We start from the raw sequence: 23,692 nt of genomic DNA, 5'->3' as shown, positions 1-23,692 counted from the left end.
CTTCCGCATGGAGATCGCGCAGACGGCTACTTCTTGGCCGCGGGCTTCTTGGCCTTGGGCTTGTCTTCGGTCTTTTCCCCAGCCTTTTCCTCAGCCGCAGGCTCCTTGGCCTTGGCGGCCTTCTTGGGCTTCTCCTCGACCGGCTCCTCGACCTTCTTGGCGGCCTTCTTTTTCGGCTTGGGAGTTTCCGCCTCGTGCTCGTGATCGTGGTCACAGTCGGGGCCGTGGACATGGCCCGCGGGCGCCACGGCGGCGGGCTCGCCGCCCTCCTGGTTCTCGAGGTCGCCGCCCTCCAGGCCGCCGGCGTCGAAGCGGTTCACGGGAATCCCGGCCTCGCGCTTGCGCTCCAGCTCGACCAGGGCCTCGAAGGCGGCCTTGTCGAGCAGCTCCTCCGTGACGGTGGCGGTGGTGAGCAGGTGGTCGAAGATCCGGTCGGTGCGCAGGCGGCCCTTGATCTCCGTGGCGTTGCCGCGGCGTTCAAGCTCGGCCTTGAAGGCATCGAAGGGCTGCTGGATCTGGTTCTCGGCCATGAAGGTGCGGATCTCGGCGTCGATGTCGGCCTCGGGCACTTCGATGGACTCGGCGTTGCCGATGGCCTGCAGCAGGTAGCCGCTGCGGACGGCGCGCTCGGCATCGTTCAGGCGGTACTGGCGGTAGGCCTGCCAGTTCACCTTCTTGGGATCCATGCCCTGGCGGGCGACATGCTGGGCGAACTCCTGGCAGTAGTCGTCGAGCTGCAGACCCACCATGGAACGGGGCACTTCGAAAGGCGCGGCGTCCAGCAGGGTGTCCAGCATGGTGGCCTGCAGACGAGCCATGGCATCGCGCTCGGTGGCCTCCTCCAGATCCTTCCGCACGGCGGTCTTCAGGGCCTCGAGGTTCTCGAAGTCGCCCAGGTCCTTGGCGAACTCATCGCCCACCACGGGCACTTCCTTGCGGCGGACATCCTTGACATGCACCTCGTAGGCCAGCGTCTTGCCCGCCAGGACGGTGTTGGCGTCATCGGCGGGGTGGGTCAGGGTGAAGGACTTCTTCTCGTCGCTCTTGAGGCCCACCAGCTGGGCGTCGAAGGGGCGGGTCGCATCGATCTCCAGCACCTGGTCCTGGTAGGTCTGGGCCTTCAGACCCTGGGGCTTCACGCGGATATCGCAGGTGGCGATGAGGCCCTGGGCCACCACGCCGTCTTCCACGGGGAGGAACTTGGTGGCCCGCTGGCGGAGACCCTCGATGTGCTCATCCAGGGTGGCTTCGTCGATGGCGCGCTTCTTCTTGGTCAGGACCAGGGACTTGTAGTCGGGAAGCTCGATGTCGGGAGCGACATCGAACTGGGCGCGGAAGACCGCATCGGCGCCTTCCTTCAGATCCAGCTTCTCCAGAGAGGGGTGGGAGATGGGCAGGGCGCCCGCTTCCTGGGCGGCCTTCCAGAAGTGCTTCTCGACGAGCTGCTGGGCCACATCGGACTGGATTTCGCGGGCGTAGCGCTGCATCAGCACGGGCCGGGGGGCCTTGCCGGGGCGGAAGCCGGGAATGCGGACCTGCGGCGCGATCTTGGCCACCACCTCGTTGAAGACGGCGCTCACTTCGGAGGCGGGCACCGTGACTTCGACGGCTTTCCGAGTGGGGGACTGGTGGTGCAGGGTGGCGGACATGGAGGCTCCGTGATGCGGTAATGACTCGGGGATTATTCGGCTTTCGTGGTGACTCGGGCGCATCCTGTGCCCTTGCCATTCGGGCGGGCATCGCCTGGCGGCGATTCCGTCCGATTTCGCAATCCTGCGAAATGGTGCGAACGGTCGGACTCGAACCGACATGGTGTGAACCGCTGGAACCTAAATCCAGTGCGTCTACCAGTTCCGCCACGCTCGCAAAAAGCCGAATTGTCAAACCGGTGGTGCGCCCAGAGCGACTCGAACGCCCGACCCTCAGGTTCGAAGCCTGATGCTCTATCCAGCTGAGCTATGGGCGCGCACCGAATCCCCTAGTCTACCTGGATCGCCCGGCGGCTTCGACCCCTGGGTTGGTTCAGGCCTCAAGGCACCAGGCATCTTCGGCCCCGTGCCGCCGGAGGGTGGCCAGGGCGACCTCGTCCAGACCCATGCGCCGGGCGGTCTCGGCTTCGGTTCCCAGGTCGCAGGGGATGACACCCGGATCGTCGGTGCCCAGGGCGCAGCGCACGCCGGCCCTGAGCATCCGGGGCAGGGGGTGGGGCCTCACATCGGCGGCGAGGGCCTGGTTGGAGCTGGGGCAGATGTCGACGGGGATGCGGCGGTCCGCCAGCAGCTCCAAGGTGGCGTCATCGGCCCGGATGCCGTGGACGATGCGGGCCACCCCGCCCTCCAGGATGGCCTCGCGGACATGGGACCCCGGCCCGTTCTCGCCCGCATGGGCCGCGATGCGGAGGCCCGCGGTCCGGGCCCGGTCAAAGACGGGAGCCCAGTCCCGGAAGGGGCAGCCCTCCAGCCCGCCGGTGGAGAAACCCTTCACGAAGGACGGAAGGTCCGGCAGTACGAGGTCTAGGACCGCGTGGCCATGCCGGGGGCCGAAGTGGTTCACGGCATCCACCACCACGGCGCTCCGCAGGCCCCAGGAGCGAGCCTCGGCCAACCCGTCCTCCAGTCCGAGCCAGAAGGCGTCGAGGCTGATCTGGCCGCGGTGGACCACCAGGAAGTGGGGCGAGACCCAGAGGTCGAATCCGGTGCCTCCGGCTGATCGCGTGCGCCGCGCCGCGGCCAGGGCGGCCTCGCGCACAGCCGCACGGCTGTCCAGCAGCGCGGCGCCGAAGAGGAAGGCCTCGATGAAGCCCGGAAAGGGGACGGCGCCGCCCGACCACAGGGTCTCCAGCGGTCCGGGCAGCGGCAGCCCACGGCGCTCGGCCTCACCTCGGACCCAGGCGGGGTCGAGGGAACCCTCCAGGTGAGTGTGGCGGTCAACGAGGGGAAAGGGGGCGGCTGAGCTCACTCGGACATTATGCTCACCGCTCGCCGGATCCTCACTGCGCGGGCTGCCTGGGGGGCCTTGCTTGTGATCCGGCGGGGTTCGCTACTCGTCGTAGTCGTCCATGCGCAGGTCGCCGGGATCGAAGCCCTCCCCGCGGCCGCGCTCGATGGGCACGCCGGTCTCGCTGAAAGCCTCTTCGAGGTTCTCGGCTTCGGGCTCAGCCGCGAAGTCGTCCTCGATGACATGCACGCTCTTTTCCTTCTTCACGGCGCGGGGCTTGGCGGGGGCGGCCTTCTGGTTCGCGCCGCACTTGGGGCACAGCGCCTCGGGCTTTCCGAAGTCATAAAACTTCGCCGCGCACTGGAAACATGTGAATTTCTTGCCAAGATTCGCCATTGACTCGTTCCTCGTCCGTACCCAAAGGAACAAGGTTCTACCAGAGTCAATCCCGGTTGTCACCAACCTCCTGCAGGGCGGTTAGGCCCAAGGGGCCTCTCCGAGCTTGGAGGCATCGCCTTCGCATAGGTGGTGGATGACGGTGCTGGTGAAAATCCGGTGCTGCACCTCGATTGATTCTCCGAAGCGGTCCACGAAGGTCGCCCGGCTCCGCTCCAGCTCGTCCCGGAGCAGGCGGTAGAGATTCCCCTTCACCCGGGCCTGGGTGACTTTTTCCGGAAAATACAGTTCCACATCATCGACGAGGACCCGGGCCAGGCGCTCGGCGGCGGCCCGGGTTCTCGGATCCAGGGCCTGGGGTGACGCGGCGCCGATGGATTCGGGCACGACCTGGGTGGGTGCGCTGGCGGAGGAGATGCCCGGTGCGGTGTCTGATGAGGTGCCCGGCTGGGTATGGGAGGGGTCCTCCTTCCCCGCGGCCAGGGAGGCCAGGGTGGCGGAGGCCGCCAGCACCAGCGCCCGTACGAATTCGGGGTGATCCAGCCCCTGGCGGAGCCCGCTGTCCACCAGCAGCAGGGCCACGGTCTTCCGCTTGTGGCGCAGGGGGAAGACGGCCATGTCCGCGGCCTCGAAGGGGCTGAGGGGGGCGAGCAGGGCGGCGTACCCGGGGCCCTTCTTCCGGAGGGACCGGCCGAGGCCCTGAATGACGGATTCCAGGTCCGGAGGCGGGACCACGGCTCCGGGCTTCAAGGGGGCCCCGGCCTCGAACCCCCGGTGGGCGTAGAGCGAGGCCAATCCCTGCTTGAGGACGAAGAGGGCGCTGCGCTCCACCAGTGGCACGAGGGCGTCCAGGAGGCGCTTGAGCAGGTCGCCCTGGGAAGTGGCTCCTTCCACGAGGTCGAGGGCCGAGGCGAGGGGCTGATCAGTGGCGCCGGCCGGGCCCGCCGGCGGCGCTTCGAATCCGGGGCGGGGCGGAATCGCCCCGCGGAGCCGGTCGAGGAGGGCCCCATCCGGGCGGAAACGGGCCACGGCGCCCTGCCAGGTGGCGATCACTTCCTCGAGCAGGACCTGGTTCTGCTGGTTCAGCCAGGTCTCCAACTCGCTCCGGAGGGCGTCGTGGGGAGGCTGGTCCGCAGGGCTGGGGTCGCTCATCGGTGGACTCGGAAGAGGATTCGCGTTCAGGGTATCCCACTTCAGGCCGGAATCCCGCCCGCTGGCAATTACCCGAGGGAACCGATAGGATGGCCCAGGTTCCTTGGAGATGGCGGATGGCGGATCTTTCCATTGCGGTGAGGCAGGTCGAGGGCGTGTCGGTGCTCCTCCCGGCCGGGTTCATCAATGCCCATACCGTGCGGGAATTCGAGGAGGCCCTGGAGAACCTGGTCCAGAACGGCCACTACACCATCCTGCTCAACTGCAAGGACCTCAACTACATCAGCTCGGCAGGCCTGGGCGCCATCATGGGCCTCATCGAGACGGTGCGGGAGCATGACGGGGACATCCTATTGTCCAACCTCCAGGACAATGTCTTCGCGATCTTCGACACCCTGGGGTTCACCCAGCTCTACCGGGTCTTTGGCAACGAGGATCAGGCTCTGGCGGCGACCACGCCGGAGCGGAAGGGCTGATCGTGGCGGCCAAGATGGACCACGCCCAGTTCAAGCTCGTCATTCCGAGCCAGACCCGCTATCTGAACCTCGTGACCGGCCTGGCCAAGCGGGCCTCGCTGGTGGCCGGGCTCGACGACGCCGCCGCGGCCAAGGTGAGCATCGCCGTGGACGAGGCGGTGACCAATGTGATCCTCCATGCCTATCACGGCGAAGGCGAGCATACGGTGGAGCTGGAGCTGCGCTTCACGGAACAGGCTCTGGAGATCCACATCCTGCATTCCGGGCAGGGCATCCGCAGCGACCAGATGGTGCTGCCGGATCCCAAGGAGTACATCAAGCATCCGCGGAAGGGGGGCCTGGGACTGCTGCTCATGAGCCGCTTCATGGACGAAGTCCAGTTCAAGGCGGACGAGGCCTCTGGCCGGAACGAGTGCTGCCTGATCAAGAAGATCAGCTGAACCGCACGGTTCATCCGCCATGCCGACCAACCCCTTCGACCGCCTCCGCCAGCTGGCGCTGAAGACCCCGGAGGGGGCGCAGGAGCTGCTTCCGCTCATCGACTTCCTGGAGACCTTCCCGGAGCAGGGGACGGAAGAGGATCTGGTCCACCTGGTGGGCATCACGGCCATGGGCATCGCCAAGGCGGGTCAGGGTGGCCTCTGGGACGGCGGGCGGTGGCTCTTCCTGCGGGGGTCGGCGCCGGCCTTCCCCACCCATCCCGGCGAGGGCTGGCAGGTGCTGCCCTGGCGGTACGGGGATGAGACCTACGGTCACCTGGTGCTGAAAACCGGCGACCTGCCGGGCGCGGTGCCTCTGCTGCTGTCCATCTCGGCCCCCCTGCTGGCCTGGCGCCGGGCCGAGGCCGTTCGGAGCACCCAGAACCAGGCCCTGGCCCTGCAGCTCTCCCGCCTCAACACCGTGTTCGAGCTCACCCGCAACCTGGGCGAGGTGGAGACCCGGCACGACCTGGTGCGGCTCATGGCCAACACGCTCATGGGCGAGTTCCGGATCATGCGGCTCCTGGTGGTGGATGCCCAGGGGGTGGTGCTGCACGCGAAAGGGCTGGGCCAGGTACCGGAGGCGCTCGAAGGCGACCGTCTGCACGAGCTGGTGGAGGCGAAGGGACTGGTGCATGCGGTGGAGCTGCTGGACCAGAACCACAGCCACGGCTTCGCCTATGCCGCCGATCCGGCGGTGGGGAAGCTGTCCGACGATGACGAGGTGTTCCTCCACACCCTGCTGAACCTGACCTCCTCCCAACTCTCGAGCCTGGAGCTGCGGGAGGCGCGCATCCAGGCCGGGCGCATGGAGAAGGACCTCGACCTCGCCCGGGATATCCAGCGCAGCCTGCTTCCCAAGGAGCTGCCCGAACCGGACGGCTGGCAGTGTGCCGCCGCGAACCTGCCCTATCAGGCCGTGGGCGGCGACCTCTACGACCTGTGGATGGCGCGGGACGAGGAACTGGGCGACCGGCTCCATATCGCCGTGGGCGACATCTCCGGCAAGGGACTGCCCGCCTCCATGATGATGACCCAGCTCTCTGCCTTCCTGAGGGCCATGGGCGATGCCCGGGTGGAGCACTGGGGTCGGTTGGCGGAACGCCTGAACCGCCGCATGAATGATGTCCGGGACGGCAACCGCTACACGACCCTCTTCGCCGCCAGCCTCAACCCCCAGACCGGCGACCTCCGCTTCGTGAACGGCGGCCACAACCCGCCACTGCTGGTGCGGGCCGGCGGCGAGGTCGTGCGGCTCTCCCCCACGGGGCCCATGGTGGGCCTGCTGCCGGGCGTGAAGTTCGCGGAGGGCCGCGCAGCCATGGGGCTGGGCGATGTGCTGGTGACCTTCACGGACGGCCTGGTGGAGGCGGAGAACGCCGCAGGGGAAGAACTGAGCGATGGTCCCCTGGCCGAGGTGGTTCTCCGGCGGCCCCATGCCGGAGCGGACGAGCTGTTCGAGGCCCTGCTGGTGGAGGCCTTCCAGCACCTGGGGGAGGGACGCTTCCGGGACGATGTGACGCTGGTGGTCGTCAAGCGGATGGGTGCTTGATCGAGTCCGTATCCTGGAAGGTGGAGGAAGCTTCATGAACCAGGCGAAAACCCTTCTCATCATCGTGGCCATGACGGGGCTGCTGGTGTGGATCGGCGACTACTTCGGGGGCCAGTCGGGCATGGTGATGGCCCTCGCCATCGGCCTCGTGATGAACGGAATCAGCTACTTCTTCTCGGACAAGATCGTCCTGGCCAGCTACGGCGCGCGGGTGGTGACCCAGGCCGAGGCCCCCGAGCTCTATGCCATCGTGGCGAACCTCGCCCAGCGGGCCGGCCTGCCCATGCCTCGCATCGCCATCATCCCCGAGGACACCCCCAACGCCTTCGCCACGGGCCGGAACCCCGAGCATGCCGTGGTGGCCGTCACCGAGGGCATCATGCGGATTCTGAGTCGGCCTGAGCTGGAGGCTGTCCTCGGCCACGAACTCGGCCATGTGAAGCACCGGGACATCCTCATCGGCAGCATGGCGGCTGTGCTGGCCCAGGCCATCATGTTCCTGTCCCGCATGGCCATGTGGGTGAGTCCCCGGGACGAGGAGGGCCGCTCCAACCCGCTGGCGGGGATCGCCATCATGATCCTCGGGCCCCTGGCGGCCATCCTGCTCCAGATGGCCGTGAGCCGGTCGCGGGAATACCTGGCCGACGACTACAGCGCCCACCTGACGGGCCGCCCCGACATGTTGGCCTCGGCCCTGGAGCGCCTGCAGAGCTACAACGAGCAGCTGCCCATGCAGTCCGCTCAGCCCGCCACGGCCCACATGATGATCGTGAACCCGCTGAGCGCGGGCGGCCTTATGAGCCTGTTCTCCACCCACCCCCCCATGGCCGTCCGGGTGGAGCGCCTGCGGCGCATGCCCATCGAGGCGAGGTAAGCAGCCATCCGGCTTTGCCGGGGGCTGCGCGGGGATCCCGGGGGTGTGCGAGCATCGTGGAACCCCCGGAGAGGATTAGCCCGAACTGAACGCGGACCGGGTGGGTGCCGATAGGAGACCCATGCGGGAACGGCTCGGCAAATTCGAGGTGGTGCGCCTTCTGGGGAAGGGCGCCATGGGTGAGGTCTACCTGGGGCGCGATCCCAAGCTGGGTCGGGAGGTGGCCCTGAAGGTCATCTCCGCCGGTTCGGCCTTCGGCGAGGAGGCCCAGGCGCGGTTCGAGCGGGAGGCGCGGGCCGCCGCCATGCTGAACCACCCCCACATCGTCACGGTCTACGAGTTCGGCGAGGACGAGGGCGTCCACTACCTGGCCATGGAGCACATCCAGGGCGATGAGCTGGAGGCCTTGATCCGGGCGGGTCAGACCCCCAAGGCCGAGCTTCTGGAAGTGCTGATCCAGGTCTGCGAGGGCCTGGGTTATGCCCACGATCGGGGGGTGATCCACCGGGACATCAAGCCCGCGAACATCCTGGTGACCCGGCACGGGAAGCGCCCCCACGCCAAGCTCATGGACTTCGGGGTCGCCCAGATGGGTCCCTCGGGCCTGACCCAGACCGGCACCTGGATGGGCACTGCCAGCTACATGGCGCCGGAATACCTGGACACGGGCAAGTCTTCGACGAGTTCCGACCTCTTCGCCCTGGGCGTGATCCTCTACGAGATCCTCACAGGGGGGCGGAAGCCCTTCCAGGGTGAAACCACCACCTCGGTGCTGAACCGCATCCTCCTCCATCCTCCGGAGCCCCTGCGGCCGACGGACATGAAGGACCTCTCCGGCCGTCTGCTGGCCGTGGTGGAGCGGGCCCTGTCCAAGCAGCCCGGCGACCGGTATCCGGGTGCGGAGGCCCTGGGCATGGCCATCCGCGAGGCCATGAGCGTCCTGGTCGAGCCCCCCCCGGCGTCCGCTCCCGCCGCGGCCCCGGTTCCAGTCTCGGCCCCCGCGCCCGCTGCCGTCCCCCCTCCGCCGGCCGCTGAGACCTCCGGCCACCTGATCCGGGTCGGCAAAGGTGGACAGGGGCAGTGCCTCAGCTTGAAGGTGGCCCTCCGGCAGGCCAAGCCCGGCATGGAGATTCTGATCCTGCCCGGCGCCTACCGGGAATCGGTGGTGGTGGACAAGGCCGTCACGATCCTGGCCCAGGGGGAAGCTGGCGAGGTGGTGCTGGAGGGCGCCACGGGGGCGGCCATGGTGATCCAGGCCCGCGGCGCGGTACTTCGGGGGATCACCCTCCGGGGGATGGAAGGCGAGGCCGCCTTGAAGATCTCGGGAGGCGCGCCCCTCGTGGAGCATTGCATCATCGAAGGCGGCTTGGCGGGCGCGGTGGTGGATGGTGCCGGAACCTCGGCACTGTTCCGGGACTGTATCTTCACCGGTCAGGGGGCCTGGGGCCTGGTGACCGAGCAGGGGGCCCAGGCCCGGGCGGAAGGAGGGACCCTCACGGGGTTCCGGGAGGCCGGCATCCTGGTGAGGCCCGGGGCCCAGGTCTCCCTTTCCGGAGTTCAGGTCGGGCCCGGCGATGGCGTGGCCTTGCGGGTCCAGGGGCGCGGCCAGGCCGAGGTGCAGGACTGCGGACTGACCGCCGCCGCGGGATCGGTGGAGGTGGAACCCGAGGGCCGGGTGCAACTGACCCGGTGCCGCCTGATGGACAGCCGCTACGCGGGCCTGCTGGCCCTGGAACGCAGCCACGCGGTGCTCGATGCCTGCGAGCTGGGCGGCCACGAGTGCTCGGGCGCGCATGTGCTGGCCGGGGCCAATGTCCTGCTCCGCCAGTGCCGGCTGGTGGGGAACGCCGGTTTTGGCCTGTCGGTCATGGACCGGGGGCTGGCGACGCTGGAGGGCTGCACCGTCCAGGCGAATGGGGGTGCGGGTCTGCTCATCCACCACGGAGCCACGATCCAGGCCCGGAACAGTTCATTCTCCGAGGGCCGATCCCTGGGCGTGGACTGTGCCGAAGGAGGCCAGGGCGTGCTCGACGGCTGCGAGATCCTGGGCAATGCCGGGGCCGGAGTGCAGGTGGAGCCCGGTGGCAGCCTGCTGCTGGTGCGCTGCACCCTCAAGGACGGCCTGGACACAGGGCTGCTCCTCCTGGAGGACTCCCAGGCCACGCTGGAGGAGTGCGTGGTGCACCGCAACGCCCGGGGCGGCATCCTGCTGGCGAAGGATGCCGCGGATCCGGTGATGCGCGGGGCCAACCGCATCGAGGACGGTTTCCAGCGCGTGGACGGAAACGGCCAGCTGGTGAAGGTCGCGCCACTTTAAGTGCAGCGCCGGGCGCTGCCCTGGGCGCGGCTACAGACCCGCGAGTTCGTCCAGAAGGGGCAGCCAGGCAGTCTCTCCGCCTCCGGGCCAGGGGAGGGGGCGGATCAGGGGATCCTCGGTCTCGGCGGGCATGCCTCCGGACCGGATGAGCGCCACGGGCAGTTCCCGGAGTTCGCCCAACTCGCGCTGGAGGTTGCGGAGGTCGGTCACCGGGGGCTCGGAGCCCGGGGGAACCTCGAGGACCAGCAGCCGGCTGGCGGCCCCGGAGTCGGTCCGCAGGCGGTCCAGGGCCTGCTCCAGGGTGTCCACCGGATCCAGACGGAGGTAACCCGCAGCCCTCAGGGCAGCCTGGGCCTCCTCGCGGGCCGGCCCGGGGGTCATGGCCAGCACCAGGCAGGTGCCTCGGCGCCCCAACCGGGTCAGGGCATCCGGCGTCTCGGCCCCTGCCGGATTCATGCGGCTTCCAGGTCCCTTGTTCTCCACCCCGGCCTTGGCCTTGGCCTTGGCCTCCCGGCCGCCGGAAGGGGTCGAGGGTGTCGAGCTGGACACGCGCTGCATCTGTTCCCGGATGGTCAGGACATCCTGGATCTGGTTGAGTTCCGAGTCCTTGAGATCCAGGAACTGGACCCCGATGATGATCTCCCCATCCCGCTCCCAGGCATTGGCCACCCGTCCCCGGGCCTCGAAGAGGGGGTGCTTGGGCAGATCCCGGATCTTCAGCATGGGAAGTTCCTTCCCCTTTTCGAAGAAGCCCACGCCCGGGGTGACGCGCATGTGGTCATCCAGCCGCATGACCCGATCCACCCGGAAGGCGAGCCCGCCGAGGGAGAGGTTCACCAGGGGCCCCGCGAAGCCGAAGCCCGGCAGGCCCGAATCCTGGGCCAGCACATAGGCCTTCTCCCGAGGCCGGAAGGGATACCGCTTGTGGGTGCGCCGGTCCGACTGCGTCATTCGGAGGGGAACGGAGAATCGGTACAGGAGATAGGATTCCCGGCCCAGGAAGGTGAGGGGGGCCTCGAAGCGCTGCTCTCCGACCGCGAAGAGCATCTCGAAAGGAGCGCCGCTCACCATCTCGTGGGGGAGGGGGCGGATGAGCTTCAGATGGAGAACGCCCTTCTCGAAGTCCAGGTGCTGGACCCAGGCGGTGTAGGGCAGCGTGTGCGTGCCCTCCACCTTGATGGGGAACTCCGATTCAGCGCGCTGCAGGTCGGTCAGGGCCCGGCGGATCTGCATGGGATCTTCGACGGTCGATTCCCGTCCGGACCCCCCGCTTGACCTGACCAGGCTCATCGATCCTCACCCGTTCCCAAGGCATCGGGAAAAGGCGCCGGAAGAATGAGTTCAGACATTGAACAGGAAGTTCATGAGGTCCCCATCTTTCACCACATAGTCCTTGCCCTCAGTGCGCATCTTCCCGGCATCCTTGGCCCCCTGCTCGCCCCGGTACTGGATGAAGTCCTCGTAGGCGATGACCTGGGCCCGGATGAAGCCCTTCTCGAAGTCGGTGTGGATGACGCCCGCGGCCTGGGGGGCCGTGTCCCCCTTGTGGATGGTCCAGGCCCGCACTTCCTTCACCCCGGCGGTGAAGTAGGTCTGGAGGCCCAGCAGGTCGTAGCTGGCGTGGATGAGGACATTGAGGCCCGGTTCCGACAGGCCGGCCTCCTCCAGGAAGAGGGGACGGTCCTCCTCGGGGAGGTCCTGAATCTCGGCTTCGAGCTTGGAGCAGATGGGGATGCAGGGGGCCTGGCGCTCGGCGGCGAGCGCCAGGAGCTTCTGGTAGTGGGCATTGCCCTCGGGGTTCCGGATGTCCTCCTCCCCGATGTTGCCCACGAAGAGGGTGGGCTTGAGGGTGAGCAGGCCGTAGGACTTGATGAGGGCCTTGTCCTCGGGCGACAGGCCCGCGGTGCGGGCCCACTTGCCGCCGTCCAGGGCCGCGAAGACCCGCTCCAGCACCGCCACCAGGGCCAGGGATTCCTTGTTGCCGGTCTTGGCGACCTTCCGGTGGCGCTCCAGGCCCTTCTCGACGGCGTCCAGGTCCTTGATGACCAGTTCCGTCTCGATGATGCTGAGGTCCCGCTCCGGGTCCACGCCACCCTCCACATGGGTGACATTGCCGTCCTCGAAGCAGCGCACCACCTGGACGATGGCATCGGTCTCCCGGATGTGGCCCAGGAAGGCGTTGCCCAGGCCCTCGCCCTTGCTGGCGCCCCGGACCAGGCCCGCGATATCCACGAATTCCTGGGCCGCCGGCAGGACCCGCTGGGGGTTCACGATCTCGGCCAGGGCCGCCAGGCGGGGATCGGGCACATCCACCACGCCCGTATTGGGCTCGATGGTGCAGAAGGGATAGTTGGCCGAAGCCGCGCCCGCACGGGTGAGAGCGTTGAAAAGGGTGGATTTTCCCACATTGGGGAGCCCCACGATGCCACAAGCCACAGCCATTCCATCCTCCAAGCCTTTCAGTATCTCAGAGAGCAGATGTGACGAAAAGAACGGCTTCCGGGACTTGCGCGGGGCCGCAGGGCGCCATACTCTCCCCGCCAAGGTCGTGGAGCGAAGACGGGGAGGCAGCATGATCGTGCGGGCGGAATGGCCGGGCTATGTGGTGGATGTACTCGTCCGCCCCGGCCAGGAAGTGGAAGAGGACGAGCCCCTCTTGATCCTTGAGGGCACGGACTCCTCCCGCACCTCCTTCTACATCAATGCCCCCGAATGCGGGAAGGTCCGAGAGATCCTCATCGAGGAGGGCGACTTCGCCTACGAGGACGACGACCTGGTGGTCATCGGCGACACCGACAAGGACGAGTAGCCGGGTAGACTGGAGCCATCGTCCTCATGAGGTGACTGAATGGCTGTAGTGCGTGCCGAGATGGCGGGGAAGGTTCTGGAGGTCTGCGTCGCGGCAGGCGATGCGGTGAACGAGGACCAGGACCTGGTCATCATCGAGTCGATGAAGATGCAGATTCCCGTGGGCAGCCCCGAGGAGGGCACGGTCCAGAAGGTCTTCGTGACCCCCGACCAGTTCCTCAACGAAGGGGACCCAATCGTCGAGCTGGGCTGATGGAGGTCCGCCTCGAACACCTGGCAGGGGCGGATGCGGGCATCGTCCTTCTGGGCCTGGACCGCCCCGCTGCCAAGAATGCCCTGGGCCGCCAGCTCATGGCGGAGTTCCGGCAGGCCCTGGCAGACCTGGGCTCTGACGCTTCGGTCCGGGTCGTGGTCCTGCACAGCCTCGTGCCCGGGGTGTTCTGCGCAGGGGCAGACCTGAAAGAGCGGGCCGAGATGACCCCTGCCGAGGTGGCGGTCTTCGTTCAGGGCCTGCGCTCGGCCTTCTCGGGGCTGGCGGATCTGCCCATGCCGGTGGTCGCCGCCCTGGAAGGTGCGGCCTTCGGCGGTGGACTGGAGCTGGCCCTGTGTGCGGATCTCCGCATCGCCGGGGCCGATGCCAGGCTGGGCCTCGTGGAGACGGCCCTGGCCATCATCCCGGGCGCCGGGGGCACTCAGCGCCTGCCTCGGCTCATCGGGGCAGCCCGGGCCAAGGAATTGATCTTCACGGCCCGGCGCCTCGGCGCCGAGGAAGCCGGGCGTCTGGGCATGGTGGACCGGGTGGTCCCCGCGGGGCAAGCCCTGGACTCGGCGCTGGCGCTGGCCCGGGAGATCCTGCCCAACGGCCCGGTGGCCGTCCGCATGGCCAAGCTCGCCGTGAACCGGGGGCAGGGTCTGGACCTGGGCGCCGGCCTTGCATTCGAGCAGGCCTGCTACGCCCAGGTGATCCCCACCCAGGATCGCCTGGAGGGACTGGCCGCCTTCCGCGAGAAGCGCAGGCCCCAGTACCGGGGCCGATGATGGCCGGCTCCCACGAGCATGGGCCCAGCACCACGGGCCGCCTGGCCTGGAGCGCGGCGATCTTCTTCGTGAGCTTCGTCCTTCAGGGCGTGGGCGGCCTCTGGACGGGTTCCATCGGCCTGGTCAGCGACAGCCTGGAGAACCTGAATGATGTGCTGGTGAACAGCCTCGGGATTCTGAGCCTCTGGCTGGCCAACCGGCGGGCTCCCGATGACCGGTGGACCTTCGGCTGGCATCGTCTCGAAGTCTTCAACAGCCTGGTGGGTGTGGGGTTCCTCCTGTTCCTGGCGGGGGCGGTGGGCTGGGAGGCCCTGGCCCGCTTCCGCCATCCTGTGCCCATCCAGACCGGCTGGGTGCTGGTGTTCTCGGGCATCGGCCTCTTATTGAACATCGCGGCCACGGTGGTGCTGGTACCGCGTGATCGCAGCCTGCTGGAGCGCGATGCCAGCCTGCGGGCGGCCTACACGCACGCCTTCGCCGACAGCCTCACCAGCGTCTCCCTGGTGGTGAGCATGATCCTCATCCGCCTCACGGGCTGGCGCTGGGTGGATCCCGCCATCGCCCTGGTGATCCTGGGGGTCATCCTGCGGGGGGCGGTGCTCCTCCTCCGCGACGCGGTGGGCATCCTCATGCACCGCGCCGCCTTCGAGCACGAGGCGGTGAAGGCCGAATTGATGGCGCTCCCGGGCGTCCTCGGAGTGGAGGACTTCCGCAGTTGGAAGATGTGCAGCCACCTCACCATCGCCTCGGCCCACATCATCGTGGCCACTGACCGGCTGGAGGACACGGAGGCGTTCCTGGAGCGCATCGAGCGCCTGCTGTGGGAACGGCACGGCGTCCGCCACCTCACGGTGCACTTCGAGACCCGGGACATGGCGGATCGCCATCACCACCGGTTCATCCACCAGCACGATGCGGAAGCGGACCACCACCACTAAGGGGGGGCTTCAGTCCGAAGCCTTCAGTCTTGAAGAAAGGGCGGCCGAAGCCGCCCTTTCTTCCGTTACCTGAAGACTTAAGACTGGAGTCTCAATTCCCCATGCCGAACTTCTTCATGACCGCGGCGCGCTGGGTGTCGTATTCGGCCTGAGTGATGAGCTGGCCGTCGAAAAGCTCCTTGAGCTCGGTGAGTTCCTCTTTCAAGGACTTCGCGGGAGCCATGGATGCCGCAGGGGCCGCGGGGGCATTGCCCGCCGGGAATCCCTGCTGGCTCATCTGCTGGGCGGCGCCGGTCATCTGCTGCCCCATCATGTTGCCCATGCCAAAGCCCAGGCCCACGCCCATACCCATGCCGGCGACGCCGCCGGGGTTCTGGGCCGCGAGGGGGATGCTGTCGGCCACCTGCATCTGCGTGTAGGCGCCCATGACGGGAGCCATCATGCCCACGCCCGTGCGCTTGTCCATCATGGCTTCCACTTCCTCGGGAAGGCTGATGTTCTCCACGAAGAACTTGGAGAGCTCAAGGCCCATGGTCTTGAACTCGTCCTGCAGCTTCTGCTTCACGAGGTCGGAGATCTCGTCGTACTTCGCGGCCAGGTCCAGGGCGGGAATCTTGGATTCGCCCAGGGTGTCCGTGAAGCGGCTCATGATGGTCTTGCGGAGCTGCTCGCTGATGTCGGGCACGGTGTAGACGCCGTTGGTGCCTACCAGCTGCTTGAGGAAGGTGCCGCTGTCCACCACCTTGATGGAGTAGATCCCGAAGGCCCGGATGCGCAGCATGCCGAAGTCGGCGTCGCGCATCATGATCGGGTTCGAGGTGCCCCACTTCAGGTCGTTGTAGAGCTTGGTGGAGATGAAGTAGACATCGCTCTTGAAGGGGCTCTCGAAGCCGTACTTCCAGCCCTTCAGGGTGGCGAGGATGGGCAGGTTCTGGGTGGTGAGGTTGTGCGTGCCGGGCTTGAACACATCCGCCAGCTGGCCCTCGTTGACGAAGACGGCCTCCTGGCTTTCCCGCACGACGAGCTTGCCGCCGTTCTGGATCTCCTGGCCCCGCATGGGGAAGCGCCAAGCCAGCGTGTCGTTGGAATCGTCAAGCCACTCAAGAATGTCCAGGAATTGGGCTTTGCCCCAGTCCATCAGACCCATGTGTCGTTCTCCTCGCGGCATTGGCCGCAGGTACGATTCTAGGCCGGGCTGTCAAGCAGGGCAGGGCTCCGGGCGGGAAAAACCGGCGAACGGTCGCCGCGGGTCGGGGAGCCTCCTTCAGCGGCTCCCCTTGACCATGCGCACCGGGCCGTCCGCCTTGGATCTGGCGCCTGGCTGGTCGATGCGCGCCTTGCTGTGGACCATGTGCGTGTCCGAGTCGATGATGCACCGCCAGCCGCGGTCCTCGTTCGGCATCCGCAAGTCCACCTCCCAGCCGCTGGAAGCGCCGTTCAGGGAGATGCGGCGGGCATGAACGGCCCTGCCGCCCGTTTCCCGCTCGGCGATGGCCTTGGCTTCCCCGGCAGTCTTCACGGGGCCCCCCGAATGCTTGCGGGATTTAGGAGTGCCGGCGGACAGGATGAGGGCGGGGATCAGCGCCAGGGCGGCGCCGAGGGCCAGGGGGCGGAAACGCATGGGGACTCCGGAGTTTCCAGGATTCTAGCCCTGGCTCGACGGGCGCGCAATCAGGCTTGGTAGAGCGCCGCCCCCCAGTGCAGGCCGGATCCCAGCGCGGTGAAGGCCACCCGCATGCCGGGCTGGATCCGTCCGTCCTCCTGGCACTCATGGAAGAGGATGGGCAGGGTGGCGGCGGTGGTGTTGCCGTAGCGCTCGATGTTGTGCGGCACCCGTTCCGGTGGCAGGCCCAGGGCCTTCTGCACGCCTTCGATGATGCGGAGGTTGGCCTGGTGGACCAGCACCAGGTCCAGAGCCTCCACGGCCATCCCGGCCTCCGCGCAGACCTGGCGCACCGCCTGCGGCATGAGGGTCACGGCGGCCTTGAAGACCTCCTTGCCGGACATGACGGGGAGGGTCTCGCCGGCCTGGATCTGCTCGATGCTCACGAAGGGGCGCCGCTTGAAGCTGACCCCCGTCATGGTGAGCACGCCCGCGCCGGTGCCATCGGTGAAGAGCCGGGTCTTCAGGAGCCCGGCTTGGCCCTCCCGGGCCTCGATCACCACCGCCCCGGCGCCGTCCCCGAAGAGGACGGTGCGGTCGCGGCTGGCGGTGTTCTCCGTCTTCTCCGCTGCGGTGACTTCCCGGGTGGACTGGCCGATCAGGGTGTCCCAACCCAGGTGCCAGGGCATGAAGGCCGTATGCACCTCGGCGCCCACCAGGAGGATGCGGCGGTACCGGCCGCTCTGGATGAGGAGGTCGGCCAGTTCCAGGCCATAGAGGAAGCCGCTGCACTGCTGCCGGAGGTCGAAGGTGGGCAGGGTGGTGCGGAGGCCCAGCGCCGTCTGCAGCAGCGGGCCGTTGCCCGGAAGGAGGTGGTCCGGCGTCATGGTGGCGAAGATGACCGCGTCGATCTCCTCGACGCCCAGGCCCGCCTTGGCGATGGCGGCCCGGGCCGCCAGCACCCCGAGATCGGTGGAGCCCTGGCCCGATTCCGCGTAGCGGCGCTCCTGAATGCCGCTGCGGGTGCGGATCCACTCGTCCGAGGTGTCCATGATCCCGGCCAGGGCGGCGTTGGTGACGACATGGGTGGGCAGGCCGACGCCGGTTCCGGTGATCACGCTGCGCATGAAGGCTCCTGGGGGGTGGGGCCGACAGGATATCCAGAAGCCGCAACCCCGACGAATGCCGCGTGACGCGGGTTATGGCCCCGGGCGGGGGGATCAGGCCTCTGGAAGGCCCAGGTCTCGGAGCATTTCCGCCTGCTCAGTGGGCCGTTCCACCCGCAGGCCGTCCCTCCGGAGGGTGCGGAGGCTGAGCGCGCCATCGGCGAAGCCCACCAGCACGCCATCCCGCGTCAGGCGGAAGTGGCCGGCGGGGCAGACCTCGTGGCTGGGCAGGGCCCAGGCCACCTTGACGGTGCCGCGGCCCGTTTCGAGGAAGGCGTTGGGCCAGGGGTCAGCCACGGCGCGGATCTGGTTGAAGGCCTCCTGCACGCCCATGGTGAACGCCAGCCTGGAATCCGCGGGCTTGCGCCCTCCGAAGTAGGTGGAGGGGCCAAGGGTCTTCTGATCGAGGCGGGCGATGCTCCCGTCCACCAATCCGGGAATGGCTCCGCGCACCAGGTCCCGCCCGGCGTCCGCAGCCTTCAGGGTGAGGCTGAGGGCGGTCTCGTCCCAGTCGATGGGCAACCGGGCCTGGGCCACGATGTGGCCGTCGTCGGGCTTGGGGGTCATGGCGTGGAGGGTGATGCCGGTTTCCGTCTCGCCCTTTACCAGCACCCAGTTGAGTGGGGCTCGGCCCCGGTATTTCGGCAGGAGGCTGCCGTGCAGATTATAGGCACCCAGCCGTGGCAGCTCGAGGAACCGGGCCTGGATCATTTCCCGGAAGTAGAAACTGAACAGGAAATCGGGACTGAGCGCGCGGATGGACTCGAAGACGCCATCGTCGTTGAAGGCGGGGGCCAGGTGGACGGGAATGCCCTGGGCTCGGGCCACGGCCGCGGGGGGGGTGAACCACAGCTCGTCGGGGCCCTGGGCATAGGTGTACAGGGCCTTTACCTCGATGCCGGCCTCGAGCAGCCCCTCGAGCGCGGCGGTCCCCACGCTGGAATAGGCACACACGACGGCGCTTGGATTCGGCATAATCCCTCCGAGCTCATCAGCATCTCATAACCCGTTGAACTTCCTGTCCGTAGACCTATGTTGTGCCGGGAGGTCCCCTGTGCGCCTGCGAATTCTGCCCCTCCTGCTGGGAGCCGCGTTGCTGGTCGGCGGAGAGGATCCCTTCGAGGCGCCTCCGGAGCTGCAGACCTTCGCGCGTCAGCACACCATCGGCCAGATGGGGGTCTCGGCGAAGGTCTCGGCCCTGCTCAAGGCCTTCTTCGCCCCGCCGGAGGAGGGGGGCCTGGGCATCGTCTACGACAATGCCTACACGAGGACGCCTGTCGAGGCCTGGCGGGACCGCAAGGCGAACTGCCTCTCCCTGACCGCGCTCTATGTGGCGGCCTGCCGCTCCATCGGTCTCGAGGCCCGCTACGGCGAGTCGCTCCGGGTCAGCCGCTGGCGGCGGGTGGGCACCACCGTCCGCTACGAACGCCATGTGGTGGCCGTGGTGCCGACCGGCACCATCGGCCAGGAGCTCGTCGCCGATTTCCTGCCGGAAGTCCGCCGGGATTCCCAGCTCATTGCATCCCTCGAGCCCAAGCGGGTGGTGGCCCTCTTCCACAGCAACCGCGCCGTGGAGCTGCTGGCCGAAGGCAAACCGGAGGAGGCCCTGCACTACGCGCACCACTCGATCGAGGTGGACCCTGGCCTTGGCGTGGGCTGGAACATCCTGGGGGTCGTCCAGCGGGCCAAGGATCAGGACAAGGAGGCGGAGGTCTCATTCCGGAAGGCCCTGGAGGTCGATCCCCGGGATGGTGCGCCCTGCGGGAACATGGAAAACCTCATGCGCGCCCAGGGGCGGGAGGAGGAGGCCCGCCGCTTCCGGGAGCGGGGGCTGGAGATCCGCAAGCGCGACCCGTTCTTCAATGCCTTCCTGGCTGAGGAGGCGCTGGCCGATGATCAATGGAGCGAGGCGGAGAAGCGCATCAAGCAGGCCATCAAGCTCCTGCCCCGGGAGCCCGAGTTCTACCTGATCCAGGCCCGGGTGTGCCTGGCCCAGGGACAGACGAAGGATGCCATCAAGGCCCTGGAGAAGGCGCGGAAGTGGTCCCTCCCCGAAGCGCAATCCCGCTACGACAGCAAGCTGGCCCTGCTCAGGAGCCTGAAACCCGTCTGAAGGTTCAGTTGGCCTCCAGCTCGGCCAGCCGTGCCTGCGCGTCCGCGCTGTCGGGGTGGTGCAGCAGGCATTCGCGCAGGTAGCGGCGGGCACCGTCGAGGTCCTCCAGTTCCCGCCGCGCCTCGGCCAGGTGGATGAGGGCCTCCTCGGACCGGCCATCGACTTGCAGGGCCTGGCGCCAGTGGCCCTCGGCACGGTCCCAGTCCCCCAGCTCGGCACAGCCGTGGCCCGCATCCAGCAGGTACCTCAGGTGCTGGGGATCCAGGCGGACGGCGCGCTCGAGATCGAGGCGGGCCGGCAGGTGATCGCCCAGGTTGGCCTGGGCCAGGCCCCGCAGGTGCCAGAAGGCCGGGTATTCCCGGCAGGCCTCGCCCAGGCCGTTCAGGTAGGGCAGCAGGGCTTCCCAGGTCTCCATGCCCGCCAGGCAGTCCGCCTGGAGCAGCAGGAGCTCCGGGTTGCCGGGCTCGGCTTTGAGGAGGTTGATCACCTCGGCGTAGGCGGTTTCGTACTCGCCCAGGGCCACCTCGACCTGCAGGAGGAGGGGCGGGTGGTGAGGGCCCTGCTGTTCTGGCGGAAGCTTCTCGAGAAGCGACTTCGCCAGGTCCGGCTGGTCCTCCCACCAGAAGGCGAACTCGGCTCGCCGGAGCTGCCATTCCTGCCGGAGGGATTCCCCCTCGGCGCCGCCCGGGATGACCTTCCAGGCCCGCTCCAGGCTGCGGAGCGCCTCGTCGTCGCGGCGGAGTTCCAGCGCGATCTGGTGACGCTCCATCCAGAGGCGGAAGGCCTCCGGAAGCTGGCGGACCGCGGCTTCGGCCACCTGCCAGGAACCTTCGAGATCTCCGAGCCGGCGCCGGGAGATGCTCTCCACCAGCCAGTGCTGGGGCTGCGTGCGCCGCTCCGGAGGCAGGGCCTGGATGAGGGCCAGGGCTTCGGCGGGGTGGCCGCTGCGCAGCAGGTGCATGCCGGCGGCCCCGCGATCCCAAGGCAGGCGCGGATCACCGTGGCGGGCCATGAGCACGGCCAGGGCCCGCTCGGCCACATCCTCGCGGCCATGCTGCAGGCCGGCCAGCATCAGATCGTCGAGGACCAGGGGATCGTCCCAGGCCAGCGGCAGGGCGGCTTCGAAGTGGGCCCAGGCCTGGTGCAGCGCCTCGGCCCCGCCAGACCGGAGCAGGAGGATGCCCTGCAGGTGGCGTAGCCGCGCCATGCGGGGAGCCAGCCGGATGAGGCGCTCGCCCCAGGCGAGGCGGCGCGCCGAGGGAAGGTCCGGAACCTTGCGGAAAGCCCGCGCCACCTCGAGGCGCTTCCACCGCGGCACGCGGGACAACTGCCCCTCCAGGAGATCCAGCCAGGCCCGGTCTCGGTAGCCGAGTGCCTGATGGGCGGCGCTGCGGAGGAGGTGGATGCGGTAGCCCAGCTCCCCGGTGGCCAGGGGGGCCCGGTCCAGGCATTCCGCCACGGACGAGGCCGGCTCGCCCGCACTCCACAGAATCTCGGCCCGGGCCAGGACGGTCGGATAGATCCAGACCTGCCGGATGGCCCAGCCCAGCCACACCCCGGCGATGAGGGTTCCCGTCAGGATCCACCCGAACCGGGGCTCCTGCCGGAAGCCTTCCACGGAAAGGACGACCACCAGGAGGATCAGGAGGAGGCCCAGGACCGGGCGGAGGCGCGCAGAGAGCATGGGCCCATGGTACGCGACACGGGTACGCAACGAGCCCCGGCCGGGACCGGGGCTCGGAAAAGGGGCGGGTTCAGATCTTGTTCACATTCGCGGCCTGAGGCCCCTTGGGGCCCTGCACCACCTCGAAGCTGACGCGCTGCTTCTCGTCCAGGGAACGGAATCCCTTGGTCTGCACGGCGGAGTAGTGGACGAAGATGTCGGGCCCACCCTCATCGGGGGTGATGAAGCCGAAACCCTTCTCGGCGTTGAACCACTTGACGGTACCTTCGGACATGTCCTTCTTCCCGGGGGCCAAGCCCCTCGCGCCTGGAGGTTGATCGCGCGACGCGCGCCAGGCGCGCGAGTCGCGGGGGCTTGCGCCCGAGTGAAACCGGGATCCCCGGCGGGAGTCCCACCCCACTTTCACGGCTGTTGGGCTGGTAAAGATGGTTGGTTGAAAGGGATTCTAGGGATGGGCGGGGAGGTCTTCAAGCCCCAAAATCCCCCCGCGGGAAGGGTCCGGTCCCCCAGCGGTAGAGCTTAGGCCGTGGTCGCCTTCAGGCCCATGACCGCCACCATGAGCAGGACGAGAAAGAAGATCCGGCCGGGCGTCACCGGCTCCTTGAAGAGGACCATGCCCAGCACGGCCGCCCCGAAGGCCCCGATGCCCACCCACACCGGGTAGGCGGTGCCGATGGGCAGCTCCTTGGCGGCCAGTCCCAGCAGGACCATGCTCCCCACGATGGCCAGTCCTGTGAGGACCGAGGCCAGGGGCCGCGTGAAGCCCTGGGTGTATTTCAGGCCGATGGCCCAGCCCGTCTCCAGGAGACCGGCCACGAGGAGGAGGATCCAGCTGCGCATGGGGGCTCCAGGAACTCAGAAGGCGGCCAGGGGCCGCCTTCTGAGGATAGGGCGATCTCTGACGATCAGTTCCCCTGCTGGATTTCCTTGGCGATCACCAGCCGCTGGATCTGGTTCGTTCCTTCATAGATCTGCAGGAGCTTGGCGTCGCGCATGCACTTCTCGACCAGGTAGTCGCGGCTGTAGCCGTTGCCGCCGAGGATCTGCACGGCGTCGGTGCTGACTTCCATGGCGGTGTCGGTGGCGAAGGTCTTGGCGATGGCACTCTGCTTGGAGTTCTTGATGCCGTTGTCGGTCATCCAGGCGGCCTGCCAGGTGAGCAGGCGGCTGGCCTCGATCTTCTTGGCCATGTCCGCCAGCATGAAGCTGATGGCCTGGTTCGCGAAGATGGGCTGGCCGAACTGGATGCGGGTCTTGGCGTACTCCAGGGCGATCTCGAAGGCGGCCCGGGCCACGCCCACGCCTCCGGCGGCCACGGCTGCGCGGGTCTGATCCAGGGTCTTCATGGCGATGACGAAGCCCATGCCCTCCTTGCCCAGGAGGTTCTCCACGGGCACTTCGGCGTCGTTGAAGTAGAGCTCCACCTGGTTGGAGGCGCGCTGGCCCATCTTGTCCATGGCCTTGCCCACCACCAGGCCCGGCGTGTCGCGGGGCACCACGATGCAGCTGGTGCCGCGGGCACCCTTGGTGGGATCGGTGCTGGCGAAGAGGGCGTACCAATCCGCGTAACCGCCGTTGGTGCAGTAGCACTTCGTGCCGTTGATGATGTACTTGTCGCCCTTCTTCTCGGCGCGGCAGCTCATGCCGCCGGCATCGGAACCGGCGTTGGGCTCGGACAGGGAGAAGGCCGCGAACTTGGGCTCTTCCGCGAGCATGCCCAGCCACTTCTTCTTCTGTTCGGGGGAGGCCGCGACCAGCAGGGGCGTCATGGCCAGGCCGTTGGCCATGATGGAGGTGTAGAGGCCGGCGCAGCCCCAGGCCAGCTCCTCGCAGACGATGGCTTCCTCGATCTGCTTGGCGCCGGGACCGCCGCAGTCCTCAGGCACCAGGGCCTGGAGGTAGCCCTGGTCCCAGGCCGCCTTGTAGACATCCACGGCCCACTCGCCCGTCTCGTCGTACTTGCGGGCCACGGGGCGCATGATCTTCTCGGCGAAGGTATGGGCCCGTTCTTTTTCGGCCAGCTGTTCAGGGGAAAGCGAGAAACCGAGCATGAAAGCCTCTTCTGAAAAGGAGGGGAGGTGGCGTGACTGTGTGAATCTGGAATCTCCAGTCTATCTGGCCGCCTGTCCCCGCCCAAGGCCGGAGGCCCTGACGCGGAG

Annotated in this window: 24 protein-coding genes and 2 tRNA genes; 10 read left to right on the top strand and 16 right to left on the bottom strand. The window is 68.0% G+C overall.

From position 1 onward, the window contains the following. Nucleotides 1-26: 26 nt before the first annotated feature. From tig to QZ647_RS10835, 6 genes are all read right to left on the bottom strand, one after another. Entirely contained in the window at nucleotides 27-1,649 is a 1,623-nt protein-coding gene (gene tig, locus QZ647_RS10860; protein WP_291272180.1) for a trigger factor, read from the bottom strand. A gap of 132 nt (nucleotides 1,650-1,781) precedes the next feature. Continuing rightward, nucleotides 1,782-1,866 (bottom strand) — tRNA-Leu (locus QZ647_RS10855). Nucleotides 1,867-1,889: 23 nt separating this feature from the next. Then, nucleotides 1,890-1,966: transfer RNA gene (locus QZ647_RS10850), tRNA-Arg, on the bottom strand. A 56-nt stretch (nucleotides 1,967-2,022) separates the two neighbouring features. Next, nucleotides 2,023-2,958, bottom strand: a complete 936-nt coding sequence (locus QZ647_RS10845) for an amidohydrolase family protein (RefSeq protein ID WP_291272179.1) — start codon at nucleotides 2,956-2,958, stop codon at nucleotides 2,023-2,025. Nucleotides 2,959-3,039: 81 nt separating this feature from the next. Beyond that, nucleotides 3,040-3,333, bottom strand: a complete 294-nt coding sequence (locus tag QZ647_RS10840; RefSeq protein WP_286355247.1) for an FYDLN acid domain-containing protein — start codon at nucleotides 3,331-3,333, stop codon at nucleotides 3,040-3,042. Nucleotides 3,334-3,414: 81 nt separating this feature from the next. Further along, nucleotides 3,415-4,485 (bottom strand): hypothetical protein, encoded by a 1,071-nt coding sequence (locus QZ647_RS10835; RefSeq protein WP_291272178.1) that lies wholly within the window; start codon nucleotides 4,483-4,485, stop codon nucleotides 3,415-3,417. A 116-nt stretch (nucleotides 4,486-4,601) separates the two neighbouring features. Here QZ647_RS10835 and QZ647_RS10830 point away from each other — a divergent pair, with 116 nt between their 5' ends. From QZ647_RS10830 to QZ647_RS10810, 5 genes are all read left to right on the top strand, one after another. After that, nucleotides 4,602-4,961 carry an STAS domain-containing protein gene (locus QZ647_RS10830; protein ID WP_291272177.1) on the top strand — a complete coding sequence of 120 codons (360 nt, stop codon included), beginning with the start codon at nucleotides 4,602-4,604 and terminating at the stop codon, nucleotides 4,959-4,961. Nucleotides 4,962-4,963: 2 nt separating this feature from the next. Beyond that, nucleotides 4,964-5,401, top strand: coding sequence for an ATP-binding protein (locus tag QZ647_RS10825; RefSeq protein WP_286355250.1), 438 nt, complete (start codon nucleotides 4,964-4,966; stop codon nucleotides 5,399-5,401). Nucleotides 5,402-5,420: 19 nt separating this feature from the next. Further along, a complete protein-coding gene (locus tag QZ647_RS10820; RefSeq protein ID WP_291272176.1) occupies nucleotides 5,421-6,992 on the top strand; it encodes a PP2C family protein-serine/threonine phosphatase in 1,572 nt (523 codons plus the stop codon). A 34-nt stretch (nucleotides 6,993-7,026) separates the two neighbouring features. After that, the gene (gene htpX / locus QZ647_RS10815; protein ID WP_286355252.1) at nucleotides 7,027-7,866 is read left to right on the top strand and encodes a zinc metalloprotease HtpX; all 840 of its coding nucleotides are present in this window, start codon (nucleotides 7,027-7,029) and stop codon (nucleotides 7,864-7,866) included. 121 nt (nucleotides 7,867-7,987) lie between these two features. Further along, the gene (locus QZ647_RS10810) at nucleotides 7,988-10,183 is read left to right on the top strand and encodes a protein kinase (protein ID WP_291272175.1); all 2,196 of its coding nucleotides are present in this window, start codon (nucleotides 7,988-7,990) and stop codon (nucleotides 10,181-10,183) included. A gap of 30 nt (nucleotides 10,184-10,213) precedes the next feature. On the opposite strand, the gene QZ647_RS10805 is transcribed toward QZ647_RS10810, so the two are convergent. After that, nucleotides 10,214-11,416 (bottom strand): PilZ domain-containing protein, encoded by a 1,203-nt coding sequence (locus QZ647_RS10805; protein WP_291272174.1) that lies wholly within the window; start codon nucleotides 11,414-11,416, stop codon nucleotides 10,214-10,216. Nucleotides 11,417-11,524: 108 nt separating this feature from the next. Further along, a complete protein-coding gene (gene ychF, locus QZ647_RS10800) occupies nucleotides 11,525-12,625 on the bottom strand; it encodes a redox-regulated ATPase YchF (RefSeq protein ID WP_291272173.1) in 1,101 nt (366 codons plus the stop codon). Nucleotides 12,626-12,755: 130 nt separating this feature from the next. On the opposite strand from ychF, the gene QZ647_RS10795 reads away from it, so the two are divergent. From QZ647_RS10795 to QZ647_RS10780, 4 genes are read left to right on the top strand one after another with little or no spacing between them, the layout of a single operon-like run. Next, the gene (locus QZ647_RS10795) at nucleotides 12,756-12,992 is read left to right on the top strand and encodes an acetyl-CoA carboxylase biotin carboxyl carrier protein subunit (protein WP_286355256.1); all 237 of its coding nucleotides are present in this window, start codon (nucleotides 12,756-12,758) and stop codon (nucleotides 12,990-12,992) included. Nucleotides 12,993-13,031: 39 nt separating this feature from the next. Then, nucleotides 13,032-13,244 (top strand): acetyl-CoA carboxylase biotin carboxyl carrier protein subunit, encoded by a 213-nt coding sequence (locus tag QZ647_RS10790; RefSeq protein WP_291272172.1) that lies wholly within the window; start codon nucleotides 13,032-13,034, stop codon nucleotides 13,242-13,244. Further along, a complete protein-coding gene (locus QZ647_RS10785; RefSeq protein ID WP_291272171.1) occupies nucleotides 13,244-14,029 on the top strand; it encodes an enoyl-CoA hydratase-related protein in 786 nt (261 codons plus the stop codon). The genes QZ647_RS10790 and QZ647_RS10785 overlap by 1 nt, the downstream gene beginning before the upstream one ends. After that, complete coding sequence (locus QZ647_RS10780) at nucleotides 14,029-14,967, top strand: cation diffusion facilitator family transporter (RefSeq protein WP_291272170.1); 939 nt, start codon at nucleotides 14,029-14,031, stop codon at nucleotides 14,965-14,967. The genes QZ647_RS10785 and QZ647_RS10780 overlap by 1 nt, the downstream gene beginning before the upstream one ends. Before the next feature lie 91 nt (nucleotides 14,968-15,058). On the opposite strand, the gene QZ647_RS10775 is transcribed toward QZ647_RS10780, so the two are convergent. The 4 genes from QZ647_RS10775 to QZ647_RS10760 all read right to left on the bottom strand — a co-directional run bounded on the left by QZ647_RS10775 (nucleotide 15,059) and on the right by QZ647_RS10760 (nucleotide 18,711). Further along, a complete protein-coding gene (locus tag QZ647_RS10775; RefSeq protein WP_291272169.1) occupies nucleotides 15,059-16,114 on the bottom strand; it encodes an SPFH domain-containing protein in 1,056 nt (351 codons plus the stop codon). Nucleotides 16,115-16,231: 117 nt separating this feature from the next. After that, complete coding sequence (locus tag QZ647_RS10770) at nucleotides 16,232-16,588, bottom strand: hypothetical protein (RefSeq protein ID WP_291272168.1); 357 nt, start codon at nucleotides 16,586-16,588, stop codon at nucleotides 16,232-16,234. A gap of 50 nt (nucleotides 16,589-16,638) precedes the next feature. Further along, entirely contained in the window at nucleotides 16,639-17,697 is a 1,059-nt protein-coding gene (locus tag QZ647_RS10765; RefSeq protein WP_291272167.1) for a 3-oxoacyl-[acyl-carrier-protein] synthase III C-terminal domain-containing protein, read from the bottom strand. 93 nt (nucleotides 17,698-17,790) lie between these two features. After that, nucleotides 17,791-18,711, bottom strand: a complete 921-nt coding sequence (locus QZ647_RS10760) for a formyltransferase family protein (protein WP_291272166.1) — start codon at nucleotides 18,709-18,711, stop codon at nucleotides 17,791-17,793. A 79-nt stretch (nucleotides 18,712-18,790) separates the two neighbouring features. Here QZ647_RS10760 and QZ647_RS10755 point away from each other — a divergent pair, with 79 nt between their 5' ends. Next, complete coding sequence (locus tag QZ647_RS10755) at nucleotides 18,791-19,849, top strand: tetratricopeptide repeat protein (protein ID WP_291272165.1); 1,059 nt, start codon at nucleotides 18,791-18,793, stop codon at nucleotides 19,847-19,849. Nucleotides 19,850-19,853: 4 nt separating this feature from the next. Here QZ647_RS10755 and QZ647_RS10750 read toward each other — a convergent pair whose 3' ends face one another. The 4 genes from QZ647_RS10750 to QZ647_RS10735 all read right to left on the bottom strand — a co-directional run bounded on the left by QZ647_RS10750 (nucleotide 19,854) and on the right by QZ647_RS10735 (nucleotide 23,584). Next, on the bottom strand, nucleotides 19,854-21,533 hold the full coding sequence (locus tag QZ647_RS10750; RefSeq protein ID WP_291272164.1) for a tetratricopeptide repeat protein: 1,680 nt from the start codon (nucleotides 21,531-21,533) through the stop codon (nucleotides 19,854-19,856). 70 nt (nucleotides 21,534-21,603) lie between these two features. Then, nucleotides 21,604-21,807, bottom strand: a complete 204-nt coding sequence (locus tag QZ647_RS10745; RefSeq protein ID WP_291272163.1) for a cold-shock protein — start codon at nucleotides 21,805-21,807, stop codon at nucleotides 21,604-21,606. 245 nt (nucleotides 21,808-22,052) lie between these two features. Then, on the bottom strand, nucleotides 22,053-22,373 hold the full coding sequence (locus tag QZ647_RS10740; RefSeq protein ID WP_291272162.1) for a multidrug efflux SMR transporter: 321 nt from the start codon (nucleotides 22,371-22,373) through the stop codon (nucleotides 22,053-22,055). A 65-nt stretch (nucleotides 22,374-22,438) separates the two neighbouring features. Continuing rightward, nucleotides 22,439-23,584: an acyl-CoA dehydrogenase family protein gene (locus QZ647_RS10735; RefSeq protein WP_291272161.1), complete on the bottom strand. Its 1,146-nt coding sequence runs from the start codon at nucleotides 23,582-23,584 to the stop codon at nucleotides 22,439-22,441. Between the last annotated feature and the right edge of the window lie 108 nt (nucleotides 23,585-23,692).

The organism is Geothrix sp., from assembly GCF_020622065.1.
In the GTDB taxonomy this organism is placed as follows: Bacteria; Acidobacteriota; Holophagae; order Holophagales; family Holophagaceae; genus Geothrix.
The sequence above is the reverse complement of the archived record's forward strand: the minus strand, read 5'-3'. Positions and strand labels throughout refer to the sequence as shown.